Raw genomic sequence first — 25,320 nt, forward strand, 5'->3', positions numbered from 1 at the left:
GGGGATCGATGATAGCGGCGGGAATCGATGAAGTATAATGGTCTTATTTCATACATCCATGAACATGGCTCATCTCAATGCTTGAACGCATCCACCTCAGCATCGTCCAGCAGGTCGAGAAACAAGGGTCGCTGACGGCCGCCGCAGGCGTGCTGCACCTGACCCAGTCGGCCCTGAGCCACAGCATGAAGAAGCTGGAGCAGCAACTGGGCACCGACGTCTGGCTGCGCGAAGGGCGCAACCTGCGCCTGACGCAAGCCGGCCAGTATCTGCTGGCGGTGGCGAACCGGGTGCTGCCGCAACTGGACCTGGCCGAAGAGCGCCTGGGCCAGTTCGCGCAGGGCGAGCGCGGCGCGCTGCGCATCGGCATGGAATGCCACCCTTGCTACCAGTGGCTGCTGAAGGTGGTGTCGCCGTATCTGGCCGCATGGCCCGACGTGGATGTGGACGTCAAACAGAAGTTCCAGTTCGGCGGAATCGGCGCGCTCTTCGGCTACGAGATCGACTTGCTCGTCACGCCCGACCCGCTGTACAAGCCGGGACTGACGTTCGAACCCGTGTTCGACTACGAGCAGGTGCTCGTCGTGGCCAAGGGCCATGCGCTGGCGGCGGCGGCCTATGTGCAGCCTCAGCAACTGACGCAGGAAGTGCTGATCAGCTACCCCGTGGACATCGAACGCCTGGATATCTATAACCAGTTCCTCTTGCCGGCCGGTGTCACGCCCAAGCGCCACAAAGCCATCGAAACCACCGACATCATGCTGCAGATGGTAGCCAGCGGCCGCGGCGTGGCCGCCTTGCCGCGCTGGCTGGTCGAGGAGTACGCAGCCAAGATGGACGTGGTGCCTGTGCGGCTGGGCGCGCGCGGCATCGCCAAGCAGATTTTCCTGGGGGCACGCGAGACGGACACCGCCATCGACTACGTGCGCGCCTTCATCGCACTGGCGCGCCAGCCTGCCAGTGCGTAGTGACCGCAGCGACGCCATGGGTCATCTCTTGATGCCTCCCGCTCAGCTCGGGTCCGCTGGCCACATCGCGCACGCCTATTCCCTGGAAGTCAGTGCCAGGGACATGCCGGCGTTGAGCGCGGCGGCGCCGCGGATAGCGCCCGCATCCACCATTGCCATTCCCTACCTGCCGCGCGAGGACAACGCCGCGCGGCTGGCCGCGGCCCGCACCGTGCGCACGCTCGGCTTCGAACCCATGCCGCACTTGTCCGCCCGCCGTATTGCCTCGTTCGCCGAATTTGAGTCATTCATCCAGCGCGCCGTCGCCGAAGCAGGCGTCGAGCGCTGCTTCGTGATCGCCGGCGATCCATCCACCGCGATGGGGCCGTTTTCCGACAGTGCCGCGCTGATCGACACAGGCGTGTTCGAGCGCGCAGGCATGCAGGTGATCGGCGTGGGTGGTCATCCGGAAGGCCATCCGGTCATGAGCAAGGCAGAGCAGTGGGATGTGCTCGAACGCAAGTGCCGCAGCATCGCGCAGCGCGGCATGACGCCCTTGATCGTCACGCAGTTTGCGTTTGATGCCGATATCGTGTTGACGTGGCTCAAAGCGCTGCGCGAGCGGGGCATAGAGCATCCCGTGCGCGTGGGCGTGCCGGGTCCCGCCAGCATCGCGGTGCTGGCCCGCTATGCCGCATTGTGCGGCGTCAGTGCATGCGCCTCGATGTGGTCCAAGTACGGCGTGTCCATCGGCAAGCTGTTCGGCACGGCGGGGCCGGACCTGTTTGTCGAGCGCCTGGCCGCCGGGCTGACAGCGGCACACGGCGAGGTCAGCCTGCATTTCTTTCCCTTCGGCGGCATTGCACAGTCCGTGAAGTGGATCGAGCAGTACCGTTCCCGCGCCAACCCGGCCCCTGGCTGACGAGCGCCTCGCCAGCGGCAGCGCGCCGCCGGCGACTATTCTCGCCAAATATAGTCATAAATTAGTCAGGGGAAAGACTCGGTACTGCCCTGACGCGTGAGCTTGCTAAAGTCGTAAATTGATACCTCAGCAAGCTTCAATTTTTTGGGAATTTGTACAATAAAGTCGTAAATTCAATCACCTATTGCCCGCCGTCTTTATAGGCCGGCGGCAAGAAGTTGATTGAGCAGCCGGGCTCCGAGTTCGATTCTGTCCTCCGTATCTACATCGGCATCCTGGGAGACGGCCAGCAACTGGCGATCGTCCTCGGCAGGGACCACTGTGCATCGAAACAAAGTTTGACACAAACTACGCAACTACAAAGTAGAGCAGCGTTCTTGCAACAATAAAGTTTGACACAAACTTTCGGATCTCCGATATCGCCCTCGGCGCAACCAACTTCCCCACCTAAGCAAAGAAGCGGCCGGCTTCATGCCCCCGCGCCGCGCCGCTTAAAATCACTTTGCCGGATTCGCCCGTGTCTAATATTGTTCACTGCGCATTGGCGCGACCTGGTGACCTGCTCCCCGAAATTAGTAATGCAGGATGTAGAGTCTGCCTCTGAGAAGGCTACCCCGCAACAGCAAATCCAGGAAGCCTCTATAGCGATATAGTCCTACAGCTTCTTCTTTGTAGTTGCCGTCAACCGACGGTCGTCAGTCGGTTGAGCGCATGCTTTCCTTGCATGAACGCATGGAAGTCACCACGGTTCTTGAGAACAAGTTCTTCGCGGACGCCAACGGCCACCGCCAGCTGGGCGCTCAGCTCGACCATGTGCAGGTTGGCTTCTCGGTCGAACGACAGCTTCATCAGGTCGTTCAGCCGCCGGTAGCGTCTCGCCAGAATCTGCTGGGCCACCTCGTAGCGCGCGATGACCTTCTGCAGCTGCGTCTCAATTTCTGCAACCTTGGGCTTGAGGTCCTTGATGACGTTGCCAGCCAGCTGATAAAGAACCTTGCCGGCCAGGGACCCAATCATGGCGCCTACGACAGGAATCGGGATAAGCGTTTGGCCAGCCATGGAAGCCAAGCTTACGACCGCAGTTTCACCGCAGACGTACAGGCCGCTCTCTAAGAGCTGGGTCAGCGTCATTTTACCCTCAAGGTAGTCGATGACAAGGGAGCCAACGCCCTTGGCAGCCGACGCGAGGGCAGCCGCCAGCGGGGCCGCCATGTCGGCACAGTTGGTCAGCACGTAGATGCCGCCGGCGGTAACCGCTGCGATACCCGCGTTGGAGCCAACCTCGACCCCCATCTTCTTCCAGTCGGCCTTGGTCAGCTCGCCCTTGAAAATGTTCCGGCCTTCCTTGTGGAAGTTCCAGGCCTGGGTGACGAAGCTGACCCCGCCGGCGATGGCTGCGGCCGAGCCAGCTACCTTCAGCCCCTCGCTCCAACTGGCTTGGTGCTCGGTACGGATGTCATCCTTGCGCTCCTCGTTATCCTTCTTCAGGCGCTCCTCGTGGCCATCGGTCGTTTCCTGGGCCTTGCCCTGCTGAACTTCGGCGTAGGTCGAGCGAGAGGTGGTAACCACCTCTTCGAACGACTTCCCGGTTTGCGCCTCGATTTCCTTAATGTGAGCGGCGAGGTTTCGCACCTTCGTGTCGCTCAGCCCCTCAATCTTGGTTTCGCCGGTGGCGATGCGCTTCAAAATCTCAAACTGGTCCTTCGGAACCGCGTACTTGCCGCCGTTGGCCACAAAGTCCGGATATTTCGCTCGGTGCTCGTCGATGTGGCCCAGCCCCTTGCGGACGCCGTTGATGAACTTCGATTGGTAATCGGTGTCGCCTATCCGATAGTCGGTCTTGTCAATGCGACCTTTTTCCAGGTCCAGGGTCGCGGACGGCTTGTTTCCGGCAAGAGCGTCCTCAGCGTTGGTGATGTGCACCTCAATCGCCTCGGCAATCTCGCCGTGCTTGGTCTTGTCGCTGCCGATGATTTTCGACGGGTCGCCCAGAAAGTCGTAGACCTTCTGCACATGCCCCATAGCGTCTGCCATACAGGCGTCCTGGCGAGCGAGCGCTGCCAGCTCGTCGGCGATGCGCCGAGCGTTGACAGCATCGACGCCAGCGCCGATAACCTGGTCGACTACAGAAGAGCCTTTCGTCTTGGTTTTGCTCATGCCTCCGCAGCCTCTCGCTCGGCTTCTCCGGCGGCCTCTGCGATAGCGTCGTCAGCCGTCTTGGTCATCAGCGCCGACAGCGTCAGCACGTTGTTGATGATGCCCGCCAGCAAATCTTGGTTTTCCTCGGCCATCATCCGGTAGTTCGTCGCCTCGTTCTTACGCAGCAGCTTCCTGAGATCCTTGTTGATGGCCTTGATAACTTCCGAAGTCTGCTCTTGCAGGTGCACCACATACTGGCCTTGCAACGTCAGCTTGGCAGTGTACTCACTGACTTCGGCACAAGCCGATGCAGCGTCCTCCGCAATCTTGGCGTTCTTTTGGGAGGTGTTATAGAGCGACCAGGCCGAATACGCCAACAGGCCCAGGCCAATGACTTGGCCGACGACAGGAATAGCCGTCGTTGGCGCCATCACGGCTCGCGCAGCAAGCCCAGAGCCCAGCGTACCGGCCAGAGACGCAGCCACGGCCGACGAGATGCCCATCGACAGCGCGGGACGGGCCAGCGTAAGTGCAAGGCTCTTGACCGTACTCACCCCCAACGCAGAAAGCAGCGCCTCCGATAGCAGCGCGCCATACAGAGCAGAGGTGCTGATGCCCAACAGCGTGGCGAGCGAGTCATCGTCAGCCTTCGCTGCCTTCTTGAGCGCCTCGTCGTAGACCGAATTCGCTCGCATCTTGGATTCTTGCGACCAGAACTTCCGGATGGCTTTGGAGAAAAACTGTGGAGCATCCGCCAGAGAATTGACGACCTCATCTACTGCCGTGATTGCAGTCACTGCGTTTACCGACCGCGCCATGTGCAGCGTGTCAGAAGAACTGCCGAGGGTAATGATGGCCTCGCGAAATTGTTCAAGAGCGGCTCGCAACTTTTTTTGCTGGGCCTTGGCTTCGTCGGAATTCAGCATTGTTCTTTTTCAATCATGAAGATCAAAATGGATAGAGCTCACGTCCCTGAACTTCACGGTTTCCCTTTCTTTCCGTGCTTCTCTTGTGTTCGCTTCTCGATCGTTCCGGACAGCTTCTTCATAGCGCTCAAGCACGTTTCAAAATAATCCTCTTTGACTTTTAGGCGGTCGCCCAGCTCACCGCGCGCAAGCGCCCCCGCCTTTTTTCTATATAGCTCATTCACAAGCAACGAGTTGTGCACTATAAGATCTCTCGTCGCCTTAATCTCGAAGAACTGCTCAAACGATTTTTCGGGAATCTCCAGCTCCGAAATCGTGTTGAAGTACGCGCAGTATTCCTTGGGTTCCGCATAGAAGATCGATTGAATCCGCTGCTCAATCAGCCCCTCATACAGATCTTCAAGGTCATCAGCGTCCACGACCATTTGCAATGGCACCGGCCTCCCAGAGTCCCCGCCCTTAGGACCTCTCAATAGCTTTTCTGGGTCTCTACGCAGGAACTCGCCAAGAACATCTGCAAGGTAAAACTCGAATCGCGATACAGCGGTCACCAGTAGGTTCGCGTAGAGCTCCTCATTCGCAAAGCGTTTTAGCAGCGCGCTAAGCTCCGTTGAGTTGCGACGTGCGATTCCGGGACGACCGTGTTTTCCTGGAACGGACAACTCAATGTCCTCGTCGGGATCTATGAACTCACCCTTGTGTTCGTCCGCGGCTGCCTTGAGCAGCGGAGAGGTCCGGGTTGCGAAGATGTGTAAATCATTGAGCTCCCGGTACAGCCGAATGTGGCGCCGGTAAATTTCTTCGTACGTGGTCCGTTTGCTCTTGGCCGCCATCTACTGAGTCCTAACGTGATTAAGTTAATCGGCGCGCTTTAGCGCGTCCGGGTTGAATGCTTGATTGCGCAATACCCGCTGAGCAAGAACTACAACAACGCTTTCCTCGCCACGCAGTGAGAGACCAATATAGGTTTCAGAAACCGCCTCGATCTCTCCCTGAGGGAGCGAGATTACATAGGTAAGCGCTCGATTCCCAGTAGGGTTGTCCATAAAATCTAGATGGTAGTTGTTGAACGCATGCGCGGCATCTTATTTGTATTGCGTGAATGGCTTCTGGTGGCCGTTCTAGGCCTGTCGTGCCAGCATAGCATGTTGCCGGTAAGAAAATGTCGTGGCCGGCGCCGACATGCCGTTGTCGCCGGCCACCTGCAACGAAAGTCCCAGCTGCATTTTCAATTTTTTATTAAAAAGACCAGCTATCCCATTCAGGTTTCTTTTCCGCTGTTCAAGTTTCTACTCCAACGTAACAGCAAGCTGCTTCATACGGGTTCTATGTTCGACGGTTAGCATGGTGTTTTCCTTGGGCGTTATTGCGCCAGTTCTTCGTTCAAATCTTCACCGACCTCGTAGCCGCGATTCCACCAATACGCCTCTTCCGATCCAACCGCATATCGGCATGAGTGCGGTTCCGCGCCGAACGCTGCCTTCTCGCCTTCCAGGTACTACTTTCGATATTGGTCAGGAACTTCTATCACGATATTTTCCTTTATTTTCGGCCAAGAGCCGTGTCGATGGCATATTGAGCCTCGCGGAGCCCGTCAGCTAGCGGCACGACCACCTGACAACCTTAGCCCGTCCGCTCATTTCGCGCGCACGCATGAGTGCCTTCAGCGAGAGCGCTCGATGCAAGCCTCGATGTAGTGTCCAATCTAACCATGTCATAATCTAATCTATCTTGCAATAATTTAGGCCCAGTTATCGCATACGGATTTTTGCCAGAATAGGCCAGCACCTCATCGACGAAATTTGGTCGTTCCGGCCAATACCGATAATTGGATCGTAACTCTTCAAGATACATATCCGGAGCTGCGAAACGCATATAAAGGTCAAGTTCTGCTTTTCTTAGATCTAGAGCGTACGGATTAACCGATGGTAGGTAAATTCTGTCTGTATAATCGAATTCGCCGTCGCTAACAATGCTTACTCTATTCGGCAATCTCTCCAGAATGTGGCGCAACATATCATCGGGTGACGTATCGAGAAATTCTGATTCGTGTCCATCGGGGAAGTGTATGCTCACGATGCGTGACTTCCAAGCAAGATATTTTTCAACATCACGCAATTCGGCTCGACTCATTTCGGGCATATGGAACGCCGCAAATAGCACGTAATAAGGATTTGTCGTCGTTTGTCTAACTCTAGAGAAAACGCTCCGTGTTGTCGTGCCGATTTTCGTCTGTCCGAGACGATGATAATCGTAAGCTAAATAAAGCCAGCCGCTCATAGTGGGGTTTGGGCCTCCAAGATGTGAAGGTTGATCGGCGTTCAGGTAAAACATAATATTCCTTGCCGGCTACCGGCCGGACTTTCGGGCGCCACTAGGCGCGATTTCCTTGCGCCAGGCACGCTCGATCGCCCAAATCAACTCGTATAGATCTGCGCCGTGTGTCACAACCCTTGCCTCACTACCGAGGTCAATAAGGTATTCCCGATTGTCGCCCTTAATGGAGAAATATATGTCACCTCCCGACTTCCGGAAACTTACTTTGCTTCCGTCGAGATTGTTGCTGGTTGCCATGTCGCTTCCTATCAATAATACGTCCAGAATCGGATGATTCTACTCAAGTTCGCAACCACCCTTTTCGTCATTGGTCAGCACCACGCCGACTTTCCCTACCCCGAAGCCAGCTCGTGGCTGGCTTCGGTCACAACTGTGGGCATTTTCCTCTATCCGGCCGTGCCGAGATATGCTTGCATCCAGCGGATCAATGCAGCTTCACGCAGCCTAACCCTTGCCATGAAAGCGTCTACCCCACCACGGCCACGTAGTTCAAAATTAGTCGGCACCATATCCTCAGAACAAAACCCGTAGTCGTTGACCAGTCTGCCGCCGACGATTCGCGTCTCGTTCGTCGTAGGCTGTTTTCTTCTGCCCGAAAACGAGAAATAGACGCCAGTGTCGTAAAGGACGTTTGTACTGGGTCCTGGCCCATGCCATCTTCCTTTGGCATCGGTAGCGCGATCTGATTAACGTGATTGCCGTACTGAACCATGAACATCAGGTAGCAAACTCATGGCGATTCAGCCAAGAGGTTGCCTAAGAGGCATGAGCGGTGTCACACTATATATTGTAATCAAACACCACCAAAAGTTCCGAGGCAGCCTGAGCAGAAGGTCAATAGGAGACTTTCGGGAAAATCACGAGAATCGGTCCAGCAAGCATGCAAGAAGACAATTTGGAGACACTCCTTGTGCTCCCCCCGGAATTTCCTTACTCGCAATTGCGTGAAATCGCGACTCTACTTGAGGAAGCGGATATTTTTGTTCCCGGCTATATACCGCCAGAAGTAGGTTTATACGAGGTCGATGGGTTTATCCATCGCGCTTGGGTCGATAGTTTCGAAACCATCTTGCTGCCGGACCGGAACATTGTGTCCAGGTTGGCCCAGGCGGCCAAGGGAGAGCAGCTAAATGGCACCGATAGCGCACAACGAAAAACGTGTGCAGCGATATTGGCATTTTCGCAATGCCTAGACATCACAATTGAACCATCTATTGCGTTCCATGAACTAGCCCCTAATCAGGGTAACACTGCGGCACATGATGAGCTTGCATGGTTCCGGGTTGCTGATAACGGTAAACCTCAAGAATGGGTCGACGTGGCACTTGGGTTAGCTGATCAGGTTCGCACTGTTGGGATCCCCGTTCCAAATTCCGTTGGCCCTATTGACCTAGCTAAACCCTTAAGCCGGTGGCGACGTAATTACGCTGTGTTGCTGAAGATTGCTAAGCTTGAGCTCACGCAGGGACTTTCACCTGTTGATCGAGCGCTCGCACTGTTTCAATGGATGCATTCAGATTTCATAATGGCCGGACCAGCAGCGATACTTGCATGCGTTTATTTCGCCCCTCTCAATCCGCCACGACAGGGTCTGCTAAAGAGCCTACGATCAACCAATCGAGAAAAGGCCCTCGCTGGAATAAGAAATGCTGCGTGGGATATCACTCACATAAGCGATTTTGTTAAACGTATCAATGAAGCGCCAATCGAAGGAAATACTCAGTTCATCTTCACTACGTTGGATGAAGGGCTACGTACGATCGCGCGATTGGTGGTCGAAGAGAATCCCGATGATTCTCCATCTGAAGGCCTCGCCTCATCGCTTAAACGCTGGTGGCCTGACAAGAATGCTAAGCGGGTTGCAGATACTTTGCATGGTTACTTAAATCGAAATCGCCCATCGGATTGGTGGGAGCCGTACAAGGGACGGGACTATGTTGGAGAGTTGATTGATCAGGGAGAACGGGAAATCCTCGCTTACCGTCCATAACAGGTGCATCGAAATCTAATATAGATGAAAGAGCCAGCAAGCATCATCGGGATAGGTGTGTTCGATAACGCCTTGGCGACCGACAGCTAGGGAAGCGCTGATTAAATCAATTTCTGGAATTTTTCAGCTTTAAAAATCAAAGACTTACCTTTGATGTTCAAGTGAAAACCCGAATAAATCAGCAGTTCCCTAGGCCCCTTCCTGCAGCTTTTTCTCGACCAGCGAAATAATTTTGGATGCAGGGACGCCAAGGGTCTGAGCAAGTTTGAAGACCACGCTTATCCGAGTGAGGGGGAAACCGCTGGAGTGTTCCTTTTGACGTCGCCGCCTTCTCAGATGTTGCAGCCAGGCGCCTCCACTTTTGCTGGTGAGATTTCGCGTATTTTCTAGATCGGCTAGATGTTATGCTCTATGGTTAACGGCCAAATTAGGCCATATCGACGCTCAAAATTTTTTGAAACTTCCCCTCCAAAACACAAGCTCGAAAAAAATCTAGGAAATACGTGGATCGATACGATATCAGTGACCTGCTGACCAAGGCTCCATTGGAGGACGTAGTAAGACGACTCGGTATAGACACTGAGCGACGCGGCTCGCAGACTCTGGTACTTTGCCCGTTTCACCAAGACACACGGCCATCGCTGACTTTGTATCGAGCTGATGGCACTTCTCCCGCGCACTTTCATTGCTTTGCTTGTGGTACCCATGGTACTGCCATTGACCTAGTCAAGCAGGTTGAGGGACTGGAATTCCTGCCGGCGGTAGCGTGGCTGGCCCAGCAATTCGGTGCCAAGCCTTTGCGCCTGAGGTCAGGGCGACAGGATGAGCGAAAAGCTAGCAGTGAAACCGCACTGGACTTTGCACTACGCACTTTTGATGCGCAACACGACGCCGAGCGATTCAAGTCTTGGTGCTTTGAACGTGATTTCAATGACGGATTTCTCTACCGCCAAGGGCTGCGTTGCATCACGCGCAGTGTCTTGGTTGAGGCCTTGCAGGGCAAGGATGTAGGCGAACGTATCGAGCTGCTTGATGGGCTGGAGAACCTTGGGCTGATCAAACGCTTGCGTTCCCGATCCTCTTCCAGCCAATGGAAGCTTGATTTGCTCGACCAGTTTCAAGACTGCTTTCATGATGGACGCGTGATCATCCCCATTCGTAGCTCCGATGCCAATAAGCCCAAAGTAGGCGGCTTTGCGGGGCGCGCACTACAAAATGTGCCCCAAGAAGGTGTGGCGAAATACCTGCTAACGGCGGGCTTCGATAAGAGCAGTCATCTATTCAACGCGACAGATGCATTCAAGGCAGTCAAAGAAGCATTGAAGAACAACCAACAGGCCACGCTTTATCTGGTTGAGGGCTTTCTGGATGCGCTACGACTTCTGGCACTGGGCCAACCCGCAGTGGCGCTGATGGGGACCAGCCTGAGTAATCAACAACTTGGTCTGCTGAAAGCGCTAGCAGAGAACGCGCCCGGTAAAGGCGAATTGGTGTACAGCGTTTTTTTAGACAGCGACTCTGCCGGTTTCGGTGGTGCCGGTCGCTTGGTGCGGAGACTGCTTGACCTCCAAGGCGTGGATCTACGTTGGGTAGGTCTGCCCTGGCGAACTGATCCGGGCGTGGGAAAAGACCCCGACACCAGTCTGCGCAGCTTGGCCTCGTCCGAGCAAGCCACCGCTTGGTTGCGGAGCTTCGAGCTGCCTGCCGAAGGGCTGCTTCTTGCAGCTGAACTGGGAAGTCAAGACGCATCAGAGCTTCAAGCATCCCGCTGGAATCAGTTGGCTACGACCAGCCGCGAAAGGGCTTTATTTAGAACTGCTCTTACCGTTAAGAGGCTCTACGGCCACCGCTTGCCGGAAGTGCCTGCGACAAGGCTTCGCGACAGCCAGTTGCCATGGGCGCAGCAACTTCATGGGATGCTGGCAGTATCCAATGAAGCCAAGCCGCCCATGCAACGCAGCTTGTACCTCGACGATGTCCTTCCGCGCGCAGCATTGGCCAGAAGGCTTGCCTATCACGGCGCGCGGCGCGGCGAACTACCTTGCGATGAGGAGGCTTGGCAAACTTTAAATAGCAATGAGTACCTGTTCGATCAAACAGCGTTGCACCGCTTGGAGGCCACTCTTCAGAAAAATTCATGGCACCAGGCAGCACCCTTCGATGCAGTGCATCTGCCACGCAAGCTCACTGGGGACAAGAACGTACTGGACGATCCACGTCTAAAGGTGATGCCTCACCCGGCAGACCTGCATGCGCAGCAGCTGCTTCTCAACGAGTTGCTCACCTTACGACACGATCGCTTAACCGCGGGAGGCCAGACGTTCTCAGCGTGCATTCCCGCCGTGCGCTGGTACGCATCTCGGCAGGAAGTGGTAGTTACGGGCACTTATGAAGAGCTCAACGAGCCCGATCTTGAATTGGATGAGCCTAAGACCTTAAGCTTCGGCTACCAGATCGACATGGACGTTCTGGAGGGCGATAGGATCCCAACAGACCAGGGAATGTTCCGGCCGTTCGGTCAATGCTGGCGTGACTTCATGACGAGCTTGGCGCATCAGTGCCACGCCATCGGCCCCCGGGTGCATGTACTGCGCCTGGACGCCAAGCGCTACTATGATTCCATCCAGCGCTACGTAGTTAGAGATGAGTTACTCAAGCCGCTGTCAGCCGCATTGCGCGACCACAATCCGGAAGGCTTCAAGAGCATGTTCGGCCTACCGGCCGATTCGCCTGAACTGGATGGAGCACTTGAGCGCCTTCTGACCGGACTCATTTTTGGTTACGAATACCACGATCCCGAGATAGTGGAGCGAACCCGACAGAGCAAAGAGACAGTCGGCATTCCTCAGGGACCGGTGCTGTCAGCCTACATTGGCACCATTGCGCTATTTCCTGTGGACCATGCAGCTCGCAAGTTCATCCGCCGAACGCGCTCCGAAGAAGCCGGCTCCGACGGCAAGCGACGCCCGCGCGCTGGCTACGCGCGCTACGTGGACGATGTGGTGCTATTCGCCGATAGCGAGGAACTGCTGAAGGAGTTGCGCGAAGTGCTGCAAGCGAAGGCCGCTGAGCGTTCCATCGCATTGATTCACAAGGGTGAACGTGTCCGCTCAGGGACGCCCATCCAAGTGATGCGTCAGCTCAACGACGGCCGTGGCTTAGCAGCGTCTGTACCGGCTTGGGCCCACCCCATTGTCGGTGACGGCGAGGCTGACTGGAGTCTCGGCGACGACCTGCCCAAAGTTGATCGTCAGTGTGCCCTTCAGATGTTGCGAGACCCAGCGCTCATGGAGCGACCTGAGGACATTGCCAATCACGTGAAAGCGGCAATGACCGCGCCCGATCTGCGAGCCAATGACTTGGGCCTCTGTGCGCGGTGGCTATGGTGGTATGTGGCGGCAGTGCGCCAACCGGCCGATCCCGAGTCCGCTTGGGCATCCTTCCGAACGCTTTGGGACGACGTGTGTGAGAACCACGACTGGGCTGCAGCTTTTGCGAAGTGTGGCTACGACATGCTCTTTGCGGTCGAAGGTCTAGACAGGCTGCTAGATCCCAACCCTTGGCAGGCGAACGGTCAGTTCCTGGCTGAAGTTGACAAGAACCGGAACCACCGTATCGCTCTGGCACGCTTGGTTTGCAAGGACGACTTTTTTCGAAGCGTAAGACCGGCTACGAACCGTGACCACGTAGCACGGCGGGCGCGGCTAATAGCCCGTAAAGCTCGGCGTTTGGCTGGCGAGGGGCCGGTGCCCCCTGTTTTGACGCCGCAAAGCGAACGTAGTGTGACTGACATCGAGTGGCTGTGTCTGGCAGGTACGGTTTTGATGAGCCCGGAGGGTGATCGACCGTTGGCTGCACTTCAAGACCGCGAACTTGTTTCATATGATGAGCTAGGACTCGCGCATGGCGTCATTGAGCAGTTGAGGAAGCACGATAGTGATGTAAGCGCTTGTGCCGAAGCCGGTCTGGCTATCGACTTCGTCGTGAGAAGCGCACCTCCCCAAGAGCGACTGAACGTATTGTCCAAATTCCGAGGGCTGCTTTCGAACCTCGGCAGTGACCAGGAGCGCAGGCTGATTTCGCACCTGCCTGTCCTCAGTCACCAAAACGCCGCGTTTTATGAGATCGACGCAAAACCTGGAACTGACGGCAGGTATCTGTACCGTTGCGCGCTGCGCCAGGCGACTCAAGACAGCCATGAAGTAGCGTCTCAATTCGTACATGCTGCACTGTTTGCGGGGCCGTCAGGCGGCACTGAGACAACGCAAGTCAGCTTCGAGTTGATAGGAACCATTGCCTCTACGGTTTCCTGGGGCAGGAGCCTTACACCTCAGGCATGGAACGAGGTAACTGCAGTGGGAACAACGGGTGCAGAAGCCCGAACCCATCAAGCGGCACACCTGTTCCTAGCGCTGCTCTCCATGCACCAAGTGCAAGGGGACGAGAAAGGGGAAACGACCTATGTCCCGTTCTTGCCTCAGTTGTTCCGAGAAGGCGAGGGAGATCAGACGACGCTCCATCTGGTAGCAGACCCCGTTCCGCGCAATCTGTTGGGCGTAAGCGCTTGGTACCACGACCGAGATGAAAGAGTTCAGTCGGAGAACGTGCCACTGGCTGATGCAGATCTTTGGCGTGTAGGTTGGGCTGTCGCCGATATACTAGGTGTGGCGGCTGATATGGCGGGTGAAACCGGAGCGCGCGACGAGCTACTCGACGAAAGCGAAAGGTTTGATGACGAAGCGCATGCCAAGCATGCACTGGAAGGATATGTGCTGCGACAGCAACTGCGCAAGCTGCAGGGTAGCTACCTGTCCGGGGCTCCCACCTCAGTTATAAGCGACAAGGCCTTTTCGTTGCCAGGAACCGTAAAGCGGGCATTGAAATTGTTGCTGGACTTCCCAGCAGACAAAGGGTTGGACGCGCAGGTGCGCCATGCAATTCTGGTGGAAACCGAGACCCGGGCCATGGCCATGCGGATGCAAGCGCGCAGCGGGGACGACCTGCGACACGTTCTGCATCGCACGCTCCCAGATGCGTTGAACCGACTGCCATTATGGGCTCTAGAGGGACTTGAGTTGCGGCGCCCAACGAGCCAATCAAGCGAATTGCGCCCAGATTTGGCACTGATGTTGGCGCTGTACCGAGCGTTATATCCAATATCGGCGGAAACTGATATAGACAGGACGGCATCATCACTGCGCATGGCGCTGGCGTTGGCGGCCGTCGGTGTAGGCCTGCGCGGCAGCGTGGCAGCGCTTTGGGGATACGCTGCTGATCTCGGATCGCGCCGCATGGAAGAAAACCTGAGCCTGCCGGCGAAATGGGCAATGCCCGATATGGCGCGCCTGGACCCTGAGGGCGATTACAAGGCCATGCGGAAACTGTTGTTCGATGGTAATTGGCCGGAACTGAGCAAGGCCAGTCCCTGGAAATGGATGTTGGCCTTGATAGGTCTGTTGAATACCAGCTTTGCACAGGCTTTCGATCTTCCGTCGTTGGAAGCGCTCTACAAAATCCTCAGTGCTTGGCAAACCACCCCTGCCAGCGCCGATGACTCTGACCCAGCGAATGAGCCTTGGCCATTCGACGCTTTGCCTAGATTTACGCTGCAGCAATGCGAGGACTTGATGCAAGCGCTGCCATCGGCGATGTGCGACCTCGATCAGAAGCGGGGTATGCGCGTGGTGTGCGTTCAAGGAAGGACGTTTGGTCGTAGCCGGGACACCAACGAGTTTAGGGATGCTGTTGGAGCGGGCTGGCAAATGACCAAGCCGCAATACACCAGTCTTTACGCCAACTCGCTGGAAGAGCACCGTCCGTTTGACGGCAACCGGATATTCAAAGTCTGGACTGAGACACGCCGTATTGCTGACAATGATCTGCTGGCCGTGCATACACTAGACAACAAGCTGGGGAAATGGCTGCCATCTCAACCGGTGGCAGTCGAAGTAATTCCAATGGACGAGGCGGTTTCCTTGCAGCCAGTTCGCCAGCAAGATTTTCCGTCGGTGATAGATCAAGTAGCCGAAAACCCTGAAGCACTGGCGGATTCTCAACTAAAGCCCATAGCGGAGCAGCTTCCAGCCACTCAGCAAAATGATGCAATACCCAATGAAGGTTCGCCCCAGTCTAGATCTGGCACGACGGATGGTGTGGAAGAAGGCACGACCGAATCAATGCATTCAACAGGTGGAAACGATTCGTCGATGCATATGGATCGTGCAGCTGGCGATTCGCCGATACCACTGAATACTCAAGAAGAGATCGATTTATCCCAGAAAGCTAGTAAGTCGAATCACGAAACTTCAACCGTGCCGCTTCTCGATAGGTTGGGAGAATGGCAAAGTGAGTCGTGGAAAAATCGTCTTGGAGGCGAGACTAGCCACGACCAGGAAGCACGTATAAGCTCCCACTTTCGGGTCGCGTTATTCCAATGTCGCGTCGAGGAAAGTTACAGTCATCCAATAGCCGAAGTCGGGTTAGGTGGTTTGCCTTTAGCCAAGGCGTCTCAAGAAGCACTCCGTGCCCATCTTGAGGACAAGAGCCAGTTCAAGGACTTGAGCAAGGCGGCCCAGCGGCATTCTGAGTTTCGTTGGCAAGATGAACGGCGAGTTATCTCATGGCCCGAGCATCGGCGCCGGACACTTTTACGCCAAGCGTTGAGGGCGTGTCGAGACCTCAAAGTGCAACTTCTAGTCTTGCCTGAGGTATCGGTAAGACCGGATACGGTCGCGTGGTTGAAGGAGCAACTTCGAAATTATCCGGGATTGGCCGTGCTGGCGGGCACGTACCGGCAGTTCGAGCAAGTCGATAATAGCAATCACTTGACGGAGAAACTGACCCTGTTATGGCAGCCGGACAAAGCTTTGGAAGTGCCGTTTGGATTAGAAGGCGATATGGGAGTAATTGAACTGCAGCGCGGCAAGAAATACCGAGCCGTCGCAGCTCATGAATTGTTCCGGCCTGATACCAAGACTTTGGAACCACTGTACACCGAAGAGAAGATTGTGGAGGCCTTACGTGGCATCCGAGGTCGCGCGAAGAAGGGTGAATGGTCAGCGGACCAGCTGATTCCGCTGCTTGGCACTTTGATCCATGGTCCTCAGAAGCTGCGTTACTGCATGGAATTAATTTGCTCTGAGCTATTCATGCTGACAAGTCCGGCCAACCGATCACCGTTAGAGCAAGAATTGGCCAAAATGCTGCAATTGTTTGGAGGAAATCCTTCAGAAGCTAAAGAGCTTGTCAACGCAGACATTCTCGCACTCGGCGAACTACTGACTTCCGCTCAGCGAAATCGTGAGAGACGATCCGTGCTGATAGTCCCTGCCTGTACAAGCCGCAGCAATGATTATTGGCATGCAGGCCAGGCCAGCGTCCTAGCATCGGGTACAGCTACTGTATTTTGCAATGCCGCCAACAAGAAGCTTGGTGTCGGAGGCAGCTGCTTTATCGGCATTGACTCTGTCACCCACTTGAAACCTGATCACGCTGGCACGGTACGCCTCTTGACGCCTTACCACGGGTGGAGCAAGGGAATCCTGCAACCCGATTGCAAAGGGGCCCTTTCTACAACTGATCAAGCCTTAGTAGTTGTAGATATCGATCCTGTTCACGTAGTTAGTGGCAAGCCTCGCCCGCAATTGCTTCCCGAACCTATGTCGCTTGTAGCGTATCTGCCTATAGTAGAAGTGATTGACAAGATAAAGAATGCAAAGGGACTTGAGTATGCGCTGGGCGACCAATTGACTGTGGAAGGGGGCAAGCGGTTGCATGAGATGTTGACGAATGAAGTCTTTCCGGAAGCATGTGGATTATTGCACGACCGCGACAAATTCTTGAACGCATTCGAGAATTTGCTCGACGATAAAACGAACAACATCTTGAGTCCGGAGACAGGCGGAGAGAAAGTCGAGATATTCAAGGACTTTTTTGGTGATCCAAGTGCCGTGCGCGAGCGCATTCTTGCCTGGATCAGGGACCGTCATCAGCAGCCTGCACCAAAGGCTGGTGAGAGGAATCTGGAGCCGGCTTGGCTGGATTTTTTGATCGCGGATCTGACGTGGAGACCCAGCGATGATCCGCCAAAAATCCGAGTTCCACCGTGGATTGGCGGGCTGTCAAGTGCTTCTACAAAAACGTAAATTTATTTGAGTGGTGGCTTCGGGAGTAAGCCGCCGGTCAGGTTGGGTACTCACACAATCTCGTCTCCGCTATGGAGAGTCTTTGAGCGACAAGTAAAGGTTGACGGTCTTTCTATTTCACCTGGACTAACGACCATGACACCGCTTGTACTTTACGCCGCTGCCACACGAACAAAGATCATTCCGCCCCGGTTTTTTTATCTTCGCAGGAAGGATGACATTTTTCGGTTGGTTGAGATTCACCGCCCGCGAGGGTTGAGACATTCGCGTGGCGTCTTCGTAAATGTGGACGTTTTCTTCCGTTTGAGCGGTCGGTATGTTGACCGTGAAAAACTGCGCCCGGTAGTATGTTCCATGAGCGTCAACCTCTGCCACGACCCCGATGACATTTGAAGCCTTGACGGCCAATCCAGCTGCGCTGGCCTTGTCATTCACCTTAGTCCAGTCAATTTGGTGGTCGTATTGTTGAAGCCAAACGAAGAGTGGCCCACCGTCCCCAGACAGAAGAAAGTAGCGAGCGGGATGCTGGTTCAGGGTTTGGCGAAGGTCGCTCAGCATCTTGGCCAAATTACACCGGCCTTCCTCTCCCAGGTCTCGGAGATGGCTTTCCGCTGAAAGCCATCTGGATGCTCGGGTGGCGTCGAGCGCTCCAAGCAGCTTCAGCACCTCTTCAGGGAAGTCCTGAGCTGGAAATGGCCGGCTTTCCCAGTCTTCGCCTTCAAAACTTTTGTCGACGACGTCGCTCATGCCGTTCCAGATGACCATGCTCGTCTTGCCGCCCTTCAGTTGGTCGGCAATGTCCTGATCGAAGCGGTTCTTCTTCAGGTATGCGCCCAAGTGGTCGAACTCATCGAATAAACTAGAGCGGCGCATCCCCGCCACAGCCTGCCGCACCTCCATATAGTGAGCGAACTCGCCTGGTGTCGGCAGGAGCCGCTTGAGCACAAACAGGTCGTCGATGGACAGAGAAATGAAGGCATGCTTTCCAAGTAGCGGCTCAATCTGCGGCAGTTCCTTGCAATACGTGGAAAAGGGCGAGAACGATTCCACCGTTAGCCCGATCGGTACCATCACGCGGTAGTCGGCGCGGCGGACGCGGCCGCACTCTTCGTACTTGCCGTCCACCAAGTAATAGAGGGGCACTTCGTCCGCCGAATTCAGATAAATGAAGAAGCGCTCACATTGTTTATAGGCCTTAAGTACCAAGTCCTGTACGGACTGGGCGTGGCGGCCGAAATCAAGTGCTGGCGACGCGATGGTGGCCGCCGCGCCGGCCTTGGCTTCAACTAGGAACAGTACGTCATCGACTAGGATGAGGGTGTCGTTTTCCGACCACTGCCTGCTAGCAGAGTCCTTGTAGTACACCTCCTGGAAAATCGTGGCACCTGAAAGCTGGGCGGCCAGAATGTCGGCGAATGCAGCCTCGCTCATCGTCTTCTGCCGATTTTCAAAGGTCTTCTTGTAGTCCGGTTTTCGCTGAAGGAGGTTATAGAGAAGTGCACGATATCCCGCATCGCGGGTGAAGCACGGGTCTACGGCGTAGTAGTCCGATCCAAGCTGGATTAATGGTTTTTTCCGGGCAGGCAATGTCCGGTAGGGTGTCCCCGCATAATCGCCCGCTGCGAAGAACTCGGTTTCTTCGCCCCGCTGGTACGCCAAGTCCGCAAGCAGCGTCGGCGGCAGCTTCGTGTGACGGCTCACGTTGGCAATACCGCCCCGAAACATGTCCTCCATTGCCTGCCCGGCGGTTTTTGATTGCTCCACATTGGCAACAACCCACGCCTGCATGACATCTTCCAAAGGCTTGTCCTGTGCAGCCGCGAAGGCCTGTGACGCCTCAAATTGCTTCATCATCACCGAGATAGCGTCAGCATGCCCAGAGCGCGTGGCGTTTGCCATGGACTGGAAGCCTTCGGCGATATCGATGGCACCGACGCCATACACTTCTTTCAAAACATCATCGTGAGGCGCCAGGACGTAGCGGTAGAACTCACCTTCCAAGACTTGGTAGCGGTTCCCGCGTAGCATGACCCAAGTAGATTTCGCGTGGAATTCAATATCGCCCGTATTGGGACCAAAGGCGCCGTCTTTGATATCAGCTGACGTGGCCATAGCAAAAAACAAGGCCTGCTCTCGCAGTTTGCTGCCTAATTCATACAACTCGGCGCACTGGGCTTCGTCGAATGCGACGTCCGCTGAGGCGACATCTGACGCGAGAACCGCGTGCACGTACTCCAAAAGGAACTGGTTTTCGTTGATCAGATCATCCGTACCATGCGATTCGGATTGCTCCTGATAGGCACTTTGCTCTGCTATTGCTTTCATCGTGTGCTGGGAGTAGATGTAGCCGAGCAGGTCGTGCGGAGGCATTGCGACAATTAGCTCACGCATGTGGGCGGCAGTGGCTTCCATGTCTTTTAACAAGGAAACGGTCGCCTCTTTTCGTTTTTTTTTGTCCATAGTTGGCCTCACCTTGAGGTAACAAAGTCACGTGTTCGCCAGCGGAGAGGCCAACTCGCCAAAGCATTTATCGTTTCAGGTAAAGAGTGGCGGATTGGATGTGAATACTACACATAAGGAGTGAGTTGGCCCGCCTTAGCTTCCGCGATTCCTATAGCATGTCTTGAACAAATTGGCCGCTACGTTCCGTTCTCCTCATCATCAGCTTCTTACGCTCTCGGTTTTTCATATTGCCCCTTCCCTCAAATAACTTGCACATTTACCGAGCGGGGCTGCTCCTTAGCCCCTGCGTGGCAGCCTATTTTAAGCCGGAAAACACGTCTGGCATCGATCAAAAGTCTTGGTCTAAAAGTAAGACACGCTCACTGATTTTTACAAAAAACTAAATTTTATTTTGTGTTGCAATTATTGTCCGAATAATATACTTGCTTTCATAGAAAATTTGGACGAAAATTTAAATGGCGCGCCTTCTAATGCCACCGGCGCGGCACGTTACAACTTTTGCCACAGACCCAATGACCCCTGATCAATCTGCAAAAAATTACTTTCGTATTGCCGGTGTGACCGTCGCAGATTGGGCGGTAGCGAACGGATTTAGTCCGGCTCTTGTCTACGCTGTGCTGAGCGGCCGTCGCAAGTGCTTACGCGGCAAGTCTTATGAGATTGCAATGGTGCTACGGGCCAAAATTCAAGAGGTCGAACAGTCGGAGGAGAAACAGGTGGACTAGTACTCTGTAATAGAAAAGCGCCGCCGGTTTGCAGACCAGCAGCGCTTGGGGATTGATAACTTCTGTCCGTAACAGAAATTTACGCGCCGGTCCTCGGCACGTCAATCCCCTTTTTGTTCGTTTTTGTCTAGTGCTCGCGCCGGCAAGGCCCCAGCACGCCCATTCGATCGAAATAAGGGAGAAATTATGTATCAAAAGTACTTATTAGGATGCCAGCTAACTGTGTGGCACAAACCAAGTTCTGCAGCTCGGTTGAGCAATAAAATTTCCTGCGTTTTGCCGGTGCGCTAAAGGAGCGTCGGCATGCGAACACAAAAACGATTTACGCCAGCGCTACTGGAGCGCTTTGAGAAGCTGGGACGAGGAAAAGGGGTCTATGGGAACTACGTTCCGTGGCACCGGGTTAGTAGAAGCGACCCATCAAGCATTGGGACCTCTCACTGCCCGGTATGGCTCGGGCGACATATGGAGCTGCTAAGCACCTTAGAGCGGATAACTTTCTACTTCTCCACAATGGCAACCGGCGTCATCGACATCCGTGATCAATTTCCGCTCAGTACTCAGCCGTCTGCACATGAGCTATGCGCGTATAAAGATGGCTATTGCGCAACTGAGCTCTTTGCCGGAACCATAGAGATTGCTGACGAGCTTGAGATAGCACATCCACTCGTTCGCGGAGATGGCCGCACCGCACATTGGGTGATGACAACTGATCTATTAGTAACAATCAAGACGCCCACGGCGAAACAATTACTCGCTATTGCAGTCAAACCGAAGGGAGCTATCGTCGATCCTCGAACAAAGGAAAAACTGTCATTAGAACGCGCATATTGGATGAAACGAGGGGTCGAGTGGATCCTCATTACTCCTGAGTTATACGAAGAACTCGTTGTAGACACTCTCATGAACACGTCCGCATGGGCCCTTGATGAAAAATGCGATGACAATCAACTCCAGTTCGTCGCGGCAAATCATCGCAAGCTTTCCGGCAAGTCACTCACAAGCGCGTTGAATATCCTCGTCCAGGAATTTCAGGACATCGATGTAGCGCAGCGTGCCCTTTGGCAAACGGTTTGGTCGGGGTTAATGCCGATGGACTTGCGGCGAGGCTGGCGGCCTCATCTGCTCTTATCCTTGTTGGAACCATCGGTGTTTTTTGCATTGAATCCTGTTGAATCGCGGAGGTCAGCGTGGGCCTCCTAATGCACAATCAATTAATCCGAATTGCCAGTCCTGCATGGGAAGGGCTCTTCAGGGTCGTCTTTGACTTTCCGTGCATAAGCAAAACATGCCTGGTGAGATTATCGCCCCCTCCGCCTGACCAGCCACCGCGCCGCGGCCGCGCTAAGTCAACGTCTACGCGCTCTAAGAAACCACCACCACTGCCATTAGTGGGGACCCTGATTTGGGCAGAGCGAGAGGAATTGCTTTCTCTGGAAAAAGATAGGTTGCTTGTTGCAGTAGAACTTGAGCGGGATCAGATCAACCTCTCGGAAGCCAGTAAAAAGCAGTTTGAGAAGCGAGTAATCGCTATGGCACCATTCCTCGATTTCGATCGACTGCGAAGTAACATCTTGAGTGATGCGCATATCGGCGCTCTCGTTAATTCAATTGTAAATGCTGACGTACTCGCAGCGCCAACAGTTTACAAATTATGGTCTTTGATGTGCAGATTCGGCTTTACTGCCGAAAGCCTGAAGCCTCGCATCAATCGTTGCGGCGCCCCCGGCAAGATTAGACCATGCGATATGAATGGCCCTCAAAAAGCCGGTAGAAAAACAGATAGGCAACGCATAGCCATGGCAGCCGGCGAAAATCTCCCCCCGGCTCAACCAGGTATGAGCAGCGACTGGCGCGCACGAATTATGATGGCGGACAAAAAAATCCCATGTCCAAAACCCAAGTTCCCAGATCGGTATATCAAAATCGTTGACCCGCAGTTCGTGACGCGCTTTAAAGACGAGAACGGAATTCTCGTTCCAGGTGAACTGACGCAAGGTGAGTACCCGAACCGCGAGCAAGTACGCCGCGTTCTGATGACGGAGGTCCCGCGTCTACAGCAACTTTTGGAGAGCACGACGGCCGGGCATTTCGCACGTAGTCACAGGGGCCTGCTGAAAAAGAATTGGAAGAGGGTCCCTGGACCTGGCCACACTTGGGCCATAGATTCGACAATTGGGGACATATATCTGAGATCCAGTATCAACAGAGCCTGGATCATCGGCCGGCCAGTCGTTTACGTGATCGTGGACTACTGGTCCACGGCAGTCGTTGGCTTTTACGTCTGCCTTGCTGGCCCAAGCTGGGATATGGCAAAACTCAGCTTATTTTCCGCCGCCGCAGATCCACTATTGATCGCCGATCTCTGGCAGTACCAGCCAATGCTGAGCCTCTTCCCAGCGCCAACGCTACCTGCGGTTCTGTTGTGTGATCGCGGTGAATACTTATCTCATGGTGCAAAGTTGACGAGCTTGAAGTTGAAAGTTTTAATGAGTTATGCGCCACCTTACCGCCCAGATCTCAAGGGACTAGTGGAGGTGCTGCATCGTATCGAAAAAGACAAGCAGTACCACTGGGTCCCTGGCGCAATAGATGCTCGCAAAAAAGAATTCGAGCTGCGTCGATTCAATCCACACGAGGCGGTATTCACAATCCGCGAATACGTCGAGTACCTTCAGATCATTTTTTCCGAATACAACCTCACAGCAGATCGTTCTAAACGGCTTGATCCACATATGATCGCAGCTAATGTAACTCCGTCACCGGCCGGCTTATGGCGCTGGGGACACGAGGTGGGAATCGGTACGCGCAAAGCCATTAGTCAATCCGATCTGATCACGACGCTTCTTCCACAAAACACCGCAGCGGTAACACGCTCAGGAGTCAACTTCTGTGGCCTCACATATGAGTCTGAAGTAATCAATGATGCGCAATGGACGGCATATGCAAGAAACTACGGTAGTTGGAATATCGAAGCCCGTCATTTTCCTGGCTCTGTATCGCGGATCTGGACACCTCATATTGGCAGCACTGGATTGTTAGATCTACGTTTATCTGAGCAGGCACGGGCATCAAAAGAGCAGACTCTAGAAGAAGTTCTGGACGCCTTCATGTATCGCAACACCAGCAAGGCTGACATCGAACACGCGACCACTGTGTTAAAGGTCGAGGCGGCTCAACGCGTCAGAAAACTGGTCGCTGGTGCGAAGAAGGAAACGCAAAGTGCACTTGAAAACTACGATGGTGAAAAGCCTACTATTTCTGAGACGCGCAAAATGGAGCAGCAGGGCAACGACGCTAGCGCTAAACCGCCAACTGCAGACACCTCGAATGACGAATGCGACGAAGCCTACGTCGAAATGATGCGAGGCGTTATTGCCAAAGCCACCCGAGGCGCGAATTTATGAATTCGCATAATTCAAACGATCCATACGCAGACAATGTGTTGGTTAAGGGACTCGGCCCTATCCTTTCGCCTCCCGACACATTATTGGCCTTAACGTATTTCCCAAATCACCCACCAAACAACATCGCTGACATGCCTGTGCATATTCGTCTACACCATCTCATGGCACTCCGTGACCTGCACATTCCGTCGCAGGAAGGAGCGCGGTTACACCAGACAATCGATCTCATGATACGCCAAAGCTATCGCTATCGGAATCCAGAATCAGCGGAAACCTGGAGGGCAATAGGTGGAGAGGCCGGTGCGAATAAACTACTTCGCGCGCCGGCGGGCGCGGCTATGGTGACGGGATTTTCTGGTACTGGAAAAACCCAAGCCGTGCTGCGCAGTTTTGCTACCTATCCAACGCAAGTTATTTATCACGAGCGCTTCCGCCATATGGCGGCGGGGCTGCATCAATTAGTGTACTTATCGACCGACGTCCCAGCAAGCGGGAAATCAGGTGACCTCGCAGCGAACCTAATGATGAGTTTTGATCAGGCCATGAACAGCTCGCGCTTTAGCGCAACGCTACAAAGAAAGCGGAACGATGGAATGAAGATGTTGGATGAGTGGAAGCAGGTTGCTTCGTCTCATTTCTTGGGTATCCTTCATCTCGATGAAATTCAGAATTTTTTTAAAATCCCCACACTTGAGCGGCGCCGTGCTGCAAAAAATTCTGAGCAGGGACTTGAGCTCAGTATCGTGGAGGATTCACTGCTGAAGTCGATACTGAACTTCACTAATACCTCCCAGATTGCACTACTGTTTTCCGGCACCCCAGATGGCGTCGGTGCCATGACTAAACGTGTCGCCACTACCCAGCGATTCGTGGCTCAGGGTTACCACGCATTCCCTCAATTTTCGGGAAGTGATGATCTGGAATTTCGCGAATTCTTCTTTCCAGCTCTTTGCCGATACCAATATGTGAAGAATCCGATTCCACATTCGGAGGACTTTGCGAAACTCATCATTGAGCTCACTGCAGGAGTTCCACGGATCATCATAGCACTATGGATTGCTGCCCACCGCGTCGCCTTCGGCCGGAGGAATGACGACCTCAGGCCAGAGGATTTCAAAAAGGCGGCGAACACGTACTTATCGCCACTACTGCCAGCCATCACCGCATTGCAGTCCCAGGACACAAAGCTGATGCGGCACTTTGAAGACTTGATGCCTCGGGAAGACGGATTCTGGTCTACGTTTTGGAACGATGTAAGACGAACTTAATGCAAGCATTATGCACCAGGCTCAACACAATTCTCATTCAGCATTTTCATAC

General features: G+C 54.4%; 13 protein-coding genes. 8 read left to right on the forward strand and 5 right to left on the reverse strand.

Going from position 1 to position 25,320, the window contains the following annotated elements; all coding sequences use genetic code 11:
- The first annotated feature begins 77 nt into the window (after positions 1-77).
- Positions 78-968, forward strand: a complete 891-nt coding sequence (locus tag O3299_RS19825; RefSeq protein ID WP_305053658.1) for a LysR family transcriptional regulator — start codon at positions 78-80, stop codon at positions 966-968.
- 16 nt (positions 969-984) lie between these two features.
- Positions 985-1,869 carry a methylenetetrahydrofolate reductase gene (locus O3299_RS19830; protein ID WP_305063039.1) on the forward strand — a complete coding sequence of 295 codons (885 nt, stop codon included), beginning with the start codon at positions 985-987 and terminating at the stop codon, positions 1,867-1,869.
- Positions 1,870-2,550: 681 nt separating this feature from the next.
- Here O3299_RS19830 and O3299_RS19835 read toward each other — a convergent pair.
- The 4 genes from O3299_RS19835 to O3299_RS19850 all read right to left on the reverse strand — a co-directional run bounded on the left by O3299_RS19835 (position 2,551) and on the right by O3299_RS19850 (position 7,268).
- The gene (locus O3299_RS19835) at positions 2,551-4,026 is read right to left on the reverse strand and encodes a hypothetical protein (RefSeq protein WP_305063040.1); all 1,476 of its coding nucleotides are present in this window, start codon (positions 4,024-4,026) and stop codon (positions 2,551-2,553) included.
- Positions 4,023-4,934: a hypothetical protein gene (locus O3299_RS19840; RefSeq protein ID WP_305063041.1), complete on the reverse strand. Its 912-nt coding sequence runs from the start codon at positions 4,932-4,934 to the stop codon at positions 4,023-4,025. The genes O3299_RS19835 and O3299_RS19840 overlap by 4 nt, the downstream gene beginning before the upstream one ends.
- Positions 4,935-4,987: 53 nt before the next feature.
- The gene (locus O3299_RS19845) at positions 4,988-5,767 is read right to left on the reverse strand and encodes a hypothetical protein (protein ID WP_305063042.1); all 780 of its coding nucleotides are present in this window, start codon (positions 5,765-5,767) and stop codon (positions 4,988-4,990) included.
- Positions 5,768-6,557: 790 nt separating this feature from the next.
- Entirely contained in the window at positions 6,558-7,268 is a 711-nt protein-coding gene (locus O3299_RS19850; RefSeq protein WP_305063043.1) for a hypothetical protein, read from the reverse strand.
- Between the two features lie 883 nt (positions 7,269-8,151).
- On the opposite strand from O3299_RS19850, the gene O3299_RS19855 reads away from it, so the two are divergent.
- Positions 8,152-9,261: a hypothetical protein gene (locus O3299_RS19855; protein ID WP_305063044.1), complete on the forward strand. Its 1,110-nt coding sequence runs from the start codon at positions 8,152-8,154 to the stop codon at positions 9,259-9,261.
- A gap of 503 nt (positions 9,262-9,764) precedes the next feature.
- Positions 9,765-17,405, forward strand: coding sequence for a CHC2 zinc finger domain-containing protein (locus O3299_RS19860; protein WP_305063045.1), 7,641 nt, complete (start codon positions 9,765-9,767; stop codon positions 17,403-17,405).
- A gap of 126 nt (positions 17,406-17,531) precedes the next feature.
- Here the strand turns inward: O3299_RS19860 and O3299_RS19865 are convergent, their stop codons facing one another.
- Positions 17,532-19,865, reverse strand: coding sequence for a YecA family protein (locus O3299_RS19865; RefSeq protein WP_305063046.1), 2,334 nt, complete (start codon positions 19,863-19,865; stop codon positions 17,532-17,534).
- A gap of 515 nt (positions 19,866-20,380) precedes the next feature.
- On the opposite strand from O3299_RS19865, the gene O3299_RS19870 reads away from it, so the two are divergent.
- The 4 genes from O3299_RS19870 to O3299_RS19885 all read left to right on the forward strand — a co-directional run bounded on the left by O3299_RS19870 (position 20,381) and on the right by O3299_RS19885 (position 25,268).
- On the forward strand, positions 20,381-20,593 hold the full coding sequence (locus tag O3299_RS19870) for a DNA-binding protein (RefSeq protein WP_305063047.1): 213 nt from the start codon (positions 20,381-20,383) through the stop codon (positions 20,591-20,593).
- 303 nt (positions 20,594-20,896) lie between these two features.
- A complete protein-coding gene (locus O3299_RS19875) occupies positions 20,897-21,796 on the forward strand; it encodes a TnsA endonuclease N-terminal domain-containing protein (RefSeq protein WP_305063048.1) in 900 nt (299 codons plus the stop codon).
- 221 nt (positions 21,797-22,017) lie between these two features.
- On the forward strand, positions 22,018-24,000 hold the full coding sequence (locus O3299_RS19880; RefSeq protein ID WP_305063049.1) for a transposase: 1,983 nt from the start codon (positions 22,018-22,020) through the stop codon (positions 23,998-24,000).
- Entirely contained in the window at positions 23,997-25,268 is a 1,272-nt protein-coding gene (locus O3299_RS19885; RefSeq protein ID WP_305063050.1) for an AAA family ATPase, read from the forward strand. The genes O3299_RS19880 and O3299_RS19885 overlap by 4 nt, the downstream gene beginning before the upstream one ends.
- The last annotated feature ends 52 nt before the right edge of the window (positions 25,269-25,320 follow it).

The sequence above is a fragment of the Janthinobacterium sp. SUN176 genome, assembly GCF_030587335.1.
GTDB lineage: Bacteria > Pseudomonadota > Gammaproteobacteria > Burkholderiales > Burkholderiaceae_D > Janthinobacterium > Janthinobacterium kumbetense.

What these genes read in the sequence shown, in the direction of transcription:
- O3299_RS19825 (WP_305053658.1), top strand. Translation starts at nt 78, where the DNA reads ATGCTTGAACGCATCCACCTCAGCATCGTCCAGCAGGTCGAGAAACAA.
- O3299_RS19830 (WP_305063039.1), top strand. Translation starts at nt 985, where the DNA reads ATGGGTCATCTCTTGATGCCTCCCGCTCAGCTCGGGTCCGCTGGCCAC.
- O3299_RS19835 (WP_305063040.1), bottom strand. Translation starts at nt 4,026, where the DNA reads ATGAGCAAAACCAAGACGAAAGGCTCTTCTGTAGTCGACCAGGTTATC.
- O3299_RS19840 (WP_305063041.1), bottom strand. Translation starts at nt 4,934, where the DNA reads ATGCTGAATTCCGACGAAGCCAAGGCCCAGCAAAAAAAGTTGCGAGCC.
- O3299_RS19845 (WP_305063042.1), bottom strand. Translation starts at nt 5,767, where the DNA reads ATGGCGGCCAAGAGCAAACGGACCACGTACGAAGAAATTTACCGGCGC.
- O3299_RS19850 (WP_305063043.1), bottom strand. Translation starts at nt 7,268, where the DNA reads ATGTTTTACCTGAACGCCGATCAACCTTCACATCTTGGAGGCCCAAAC.
- O3299_RS19855 (WP_305063044.1), top strand. Translation starts at nt 8,152, where the DNA reads ATGCAAGAAGACAATTTGGAGACACTCCTTGTGCTCCCCCCGGAATTT.
- O3299_RS19865 (WP_305063046.1), bottom strand. Translation starts at nt 19,865, where the DNA reads ATGGACAAAAAAAAACGAAAAGAGGCGACCGTTTCCTTGTTAAAAGAC.
- O3299_RS19870 (WP_305063047.1), top strand. Translation starts at nt 20,381, where the DNA reads ATGACCCCTGATCAATCTGCAAAAAATTACTTTCGTATTGCCGGTGTG.
- O3299_RS19875 (WP_305063048.1), top strand. Translation starts at nt 20,897, where the DNA reads ATGCGAACACAAAAACGATTTACGCCAGCGCTACTGGAGCGCTTTGAG.
- O3299_RS19885 (WP_305063050.1), top strand. Translation starts at nt 23,997, where the DNA reads ATGAATTCGCATAATTCAAACGATCCATACGCAGACAATGTGTTGGTT.